This is a genomic window from Lutibacter sp. (genome assembly GCF_021647475.1).
Lineage (GTDB): Bacteria > Bacteroidota > Bacteroidia > Flavobacteriales > Flavobacteriaceae > Lutibacter.
Window position 1 is genome coordinate 1 of the sequence record NZ_JAKIUR010000093.1, and the last position, 5,644, is coordinate 5,644.

A 5,644-nucleotide genomic window follows, 5' to 3' on the forward strand; every position below is an offset into this window, starting at 1 on the left:
CCTATTTCTTCTGAAGTTGATAGTATTTCTAACTTCTGGTCTAAGGTCCATTTCTTATATTTCATATCTCAAATGTATTAGTTTGAAATTTAAAATATCACTCCGACTTTATTGGGGGCTAAACTAATTGGTTTACAATCCAAGCAAAAAAGAATCCACTTATATTTTAGCAGGTTCAGAAAGAACAGTTGGTTCAGAAATTGTATTAATTCCTAATACTTATTCTGGTGATACAGTAGAATTATTTATAGCTTTTGTTGCAGTAGATGGTAAAGTATCAAATAGTGTTTATTTAGGTAATGGGATTGCGGCTTAATTTTTAAATCAAATAAACATTTTTTAAACCGTTGCATTAATTTGTAGCGGTTTTTTTATCTATAACGACCTATTTGCAATTCTTCCTTTAATTGATAATCTGACATTGAATAATAATCCTTTCTGTCAATTTCTCTTTCTTCAATTGCTTTTTGCCTTCTATAATGCAAATATGAATTATAATAACCTGGACGAAGAGTAATGTATATTTTTTGAGTATTATCCCCAAAAGTATGCTCAATCCTATCAACATAAAACATACTTGTTCCAACTTTAGCATTTACAAAAGAAAAATCAATCTGATCTCCCACCTTAGGCAAATAAGTTAATTTCTTAAATTTGATTTGTGCATAATTTTCAAAATAATGAAAGAAGAAAATAACTTCAATTTTTCCAAACTCAAATTTAAAGTCAAGTTCATCATCATCAAATATTCTATCATATAACTCTTTAATCAACTTTCTTAGCTTTGGATATTTTATTCCTGTAGAATTAGCCATTTCTTTCATAGTTGGAATTGAAAGATTATCATCATTTAAATAATCCTTAGCATATATAAAATCAAGAATTACTTTGTACTTAGATTCTCTCATATATGCTCTAAGTACCTGTTCTTTAATAATTAGGAGGTCAATTATTGCTCGTTTTGTAGAATAGAATGTTAACATTTTTCTATTAAAGTTATAAAAAAAAAAATTAGGATGGATTTAAATTAAAATATATTATGGGGATAATGTGGGGATTATTCAAAAATAAAAAACCTTAACTCTCTGTTTATAAGATTGTTAAGGTTTTAATTTGCTTTAAAAAGCGGTCTGGACGGGACTCGAACCCGCGACCCCCTGCGTGACAGGCAGGTATTCTAACCAGCTGAACTACCAAACCGTTGCTGTTAGCGGATGCAAATATAATAGCGTTTTTTTTAATAGCAAAACCTTTTCGTAAAAATATTATATAATTCTATTTCGCTTTATTAAATAAGAGGTTAATAGTTGGTTAAACCCTTTATGAATATCAACAGGAACATAATCAATTTTATACTGTACACATTTCAATTTCAAATCATTAAAATAATTTTGTACTTGTAGTTGGTATTTTTCTTGAACATTTTTTGCGTATATTTTTACATGCTCACCAGTTTCAACATCTACAAAATTTTTAGGTTTATTATCAAAATTAAATCCTAATTCTAGTTCTCCATCATAGGTGTGGAATAAAATAACTTCGTGCTTGTTATATTTTAAGTGTCTCAAGGCATTAAAAAGCTCTTTTTTATTTTTGGTGGTTTGAAACATATCCGTAAATAAAAAGACTAAAGATCGTTTGTGTATTTTCTCCGAAATTTCATGTAACATTTGATAGGTTTCGGTACTCGAATTTGAACTGGTTTTCAATAATTCATCTAATTGCACAAATAATTTTCTTCGGTGGCGTTCACTTCCTTTTGCTGGGGCATAATATTCATTTTTATCACTATAAATACTTAATCCTACGGCATCTCTTTGGCGTTTTAATAATTCAATTAAAGCCGCCGAAGCAATAGTCGCAAATTTAATTTTCGAAAAACTAGAAACTTGTCCATTTTTGTCTTTCGGATAATACATAGAAGCTGAGTTATCAATAATTAAATGACAACGTAAATTAGTTTCTTCTTCATATTTTTTAATAAATAATTTTTTAGTTTTAGCATACAATTTCCAATCAATATGCCGTGTGCTTTCACCAGTATTATACAGCCGATGCTCTGCAAACTCCACTGAAAATCCATGAAACGGACTTTTATGCATTCCTGTAATAAATCCTTCAACTATTTGCTTAGCCAATAATTCAATACTTTTTAATTCTGCTATGTTTATTTCTTTTAAATCGTACATTTAAAAAGTAGTTTAGGTAAATATAGTATTTTAAACAAAAAAGCTTGACCAATTGGTCAAGCTTTTTAAATTTTAAAAATGAACATTTATTTATAAATGAGCATTTATTTTTTGTTCATAAACTGCTTTTGGTGCTACACCAACTTGTTTTTCAACAACCTCACCGTTTTTAAATACTAAAACTGTTGGTATATTTCTAACACCATATTGTGCAGCATATTTTTGGTTTGCATCAACATCTACTTTAGCAATTACTGCTTTTCCTTCATAATTTTTATGTAATTCTTCCAAAATTGGAGCTACCATTCTACAAGGTCCACACCAAGCTGCCCAAAAATCTACCATTACTGGTTTGTCTGATTTTAAAACTACTTCTTCAAATGTTGCATCTGTTACTTCTACAGCCATAATCTATATTTTTAAATTATACGTTTCTAATTATTTTGTACAAAAATAAACAATTATTTTACCATTACAACATTAGTCATATTACTTTTATTTATGATGCAATTATTAAAAATGATTTTAGAAAACAGCAGAAGCAATTGCCTTAATATTATCCGATTTTCCCATTGAATAAAAATGAAGTACAGGCACACCTTGCTCAATCAATTCTTTAGATTGTTGTATCGCCCACTCAATGCCAACTTGGCGAACTTGTTGATTATTACTACAATTTTCTACTTCCTTAATTAAGGATTCCGGCAAATCCAATTTAAATATTTGTGGTAAAATTTGTAAGTGGCGTTTAACGGCAATTGGCTTAATGCCAGGAATTATTGGAACCGTAATACCAATATTTCTAGCTTTTTCAACAAAATTAAAATATTTTTTATTGTCAAAAAACATTTGAGTAACCACATAATCAGCTCCAGTATCAACTTTTTCTTTCAATCTTCTTAAATCTGATTCTAAACTTGGTGATTCCATATGTTTTTCAGGATAACCAGCCACACCAATACAAAAATCTGAATTATATGGTGTTTCAATTATTTCATGTAAATATTTCCCTTTATTTAAATTTTGAATTTGAGAAACTAACTCTGATGCATATTGATGTCCACCCTCAGCAACACTAAAATATTTTTCATGTTTCATAGCGTCTCCACGCAGTGCCATAACATTATCTAAACCTAAATAATGGCAATCAATCAACACATATTCGGTTTCTTCTTTTGTAAAACCTCCACATAACACATGCGGAATTGCATCTACATTATACTTGTATTTTAATGAAGCACAAATACCAACCGTTCCTGGTCGCATTCTCGTAATTTTCCGATCTAGTAATCCTTGTTTTTCAATATAAATATACTCTTCTCGTGAAGTTGTAACATCAATAAACGGAGGTTTAAATTCCATTAACGGATTAATATTATTGTATAATTCTTGAATATTCTGACCCTTTTGGGGTGGAATTATTTCAAAAGAAAATAATGTTTTCCCTTTGGATTTTTTGATATGTTCAGTTACTTTCATTAATTTATATTTGTTGAAATACTCAGTTTTTATCCATTCTTCAGCATTTCGGTTAAGATTTAACTTTTTTAATCTGTTAAATTTGGGCGTTCCCTTTCAGGTCGCACTATTTGCTATATCTTTTTCTCCGTTACACTTCAAAAAAGGATACCGCTGCTATTGCTAACGCAGTCCTATTTTACAGTTTTTTTACACTTCAAATGTCATACTTCGACAAGCTCAGCATGACTCTTTTTTTAAACCACCATCTCTTTATTCCCTCATTATTGAATTAGTCCAATGCATCATTGCATACCTAACAGGTTTTTAAAACCTGTTAGGTCTTTTCTAGTACTCTGCTAAATTTGGTCTTAACCAGTTTTTTGCAGTTTCAATGTCCATGTTTTTTTGTTTTGCAAAATCTTTCACTTGCTCTTCCGTAATTTTACCTACACCAAAATATTTAGCGTTTTCGTTTGCAAAATAATAACCCGAAACCGATGCGGCAGGCCACATTGCCAAACTTTCCGTTAGTTTAACTCCAATTTTATCTTCAACTTGTAATAATTTCCAAATCGTTGTTTTTTCCGTATGATCAGGACAAGCAGGATATCCTGGTGCAGGTCTAATTCCTTTATAATTTTCTTTTATCAAATCGATATTTGATAACTCTTCTGTGTTTGCATATCCCCAATATTTTTTACGTACTTCTTGATGTATGTATTCAGCAAAGGCTTCTGCCAATCTATCTGCTAAAGCTTTTACCATAATGGAATTATAATCATCCATATTTTTCTCAAACTCAGTGGCTAATTCAGCAGTTCCAAAACCTGTTGACACACAAAAAGTACCAATATAATCTTTAACTTTTGTTGATTTTGGAGCAATAAAATCGGAAAGTGATTTAAAAGGAGTTCCCTCTTTCTTTTTTAATTGTTGACGCAAGGTTATAAATTTAGTTTGTATTTCTTTTCTACTTTCATTTTTATAAACTTCAATAGTATCTTCAACAGCATTTGCAGGAAAAATTCCGAATACGGCTTTTGCTTTTAACAGCTTTTCATCTAGTATTTTCTGCAATAAAACGTTGGCATCTGCAAATAAATTTGTTGCTTCCTCTCCCACAACTTTATCAGTTAAAATAGCAGGATATTTTCCGTGTAATTCCCATGCTCTAAAAAACGGACTCCAATCTATATAATCTAGTAACTTTGATAAATCAAAATTATCAATAACGTGTGTTCCAATAAAATTTGGTGTGGATATTTTGGTTGAATTCCAATCAATTTTAAATTTATTTTTTCTCGCTTCATCTAATCTTACGTACTCTTTTTGTTTAGATCTATTTAAAAATCCTTTACGAACTTTTACATAATCATCTTTAATATCCCCAATATATTTTTGATTAGACCTTTTATTTAATAAATCGCCTACTACTGTAACTGCCCTAGAAGCGTCATGTACGTGTACTACGGCGTTTTTATATTGTGGGTCAATTTTAACTGCTGTATGTGCTTTTGAGGTAGTTGCTCCTCCAATTAATAATGGGACTTCAAAATTTTGACGTTCCATTTCTTTAGCTAAATATACCATTTCATCTAACGAAGGTGTAATTAAACCACTTAAACCTATGATATCAACTTTTTGAGATTTTGCAGTTTCTATTATTTTTTCAGGTGCAACCATAACTCCTAAATCTAAAATATCATAATTATTACACCCTAAAACAACGCCTACAATATTTTTCCCAATATCATGCACATCTCCTTTTACGGTTGCCAATAAAATTTTTCCATTAGATTTGCTAATTTCTCCTTTATCTACTTCAATAAAGGGTAATAGATAAGCTACTGCTTTTTTCATTACACGGGCAGATTTTACAACTTGAGGTAAAAACATTTTACCTGAACCAAACAAATCTCCAACTACATTCATTCCAGTCATTAGGTTAACTTCAATAACTTCAATAGGGTGCGGCACTTTTTTTCTAGCAGCCT

At 30.2% G+C, this 5,644-nt stretch carries 6 protein-coding genes and 1 tRNA gene; 1 reads left to right on the forward strand and 6 read right to left on the reverse strand.

What is annotated here, in order from left to right; genetic code table 11:
- The first annotated feature begins 127 nt into the window (after window positions 1–127).
- The gene (locus tag L3J60_RS13240; RefSeq protein WP_291976042.1) at window positions 128–316 is read left to right on the forward strand and encodes a DUF6266 family protein; all 189 of its coding nucleotides are present in this window, start codon (window positions 128–130) and stop codon (window positions 314–316) included.
- 55 nt (window positions 317–371) lie between these two features.
- On the opposite strand, the gene L3J60_RS13245 is transcribed toward L3J60_RS13240, so the two are convergent.
- The 6 genes from L3J60_RS13245 to L3J60_RS13270 all read right to left on the reverse strand — a co-directional run.
- Window positions 372–983, reverse strand: a complete 612-nt coding sequence (locus L3J60_RS13245) for a hypothetical protein (protein ID WP_291976043.1) — start codon at window positions 981–983, stop codon at window positions 372–374.
- Between the two features lie 143 nt (window positions 984–1,126).
- Window positions 1,127–1,200: transfer RNA gene (locus tag L3J60_RS13250), tRNA-Asp, on the reverse strand.
- Between the two features lie 65 nt (window positions 1,201–1,265).
- Entirely contained in the window at window positions 1,266–2,189 is a 924-nt protein-coding gene (locus L3J60_RS13255) for a DUF58 domain-containing protein (protein WP_291976044.1), read from the reverse strand.
- Between the two features lie 90 nt (window positions 2,190–2,279).
- Window positions 2,280–2,597 (reverse strand): thioredoxin, encoded by a 318-nt coding sequence (gene trxA / locus L3J60_RS13260; RefSeq protein ID WP_291976045.1) that lies wholly within the window; start codon window positions 2,595–2,597, stop codon window positions 2,280–2,282.
- 117 nt (window positions 2,598–2,714) lie between these two features.
- On the reverse strand, window positions 2,715–3,668 hold the full coding sequence (gene metF, locus L3J60_RS13265) for a methylenetetrahydrofolate reductase [NAD(P)H] (RefSeq protein ID WP_291976046.1): 954 nt from the start codon (window positions 3,666–3,668) through the stop codon (window positions 2,715–2,717).
- 327 nt (window positions 3,669–3,995) lie between these two features.
- The coding region (locus L3J60_RS13270) for a vitamin B12 dependent-methionine synthase activation domain-containing protein (protein ID WP_291976047.1) at window positions 3,996–5,644 on the reverse strand (1,649 nt) is incomplete at its 5' end.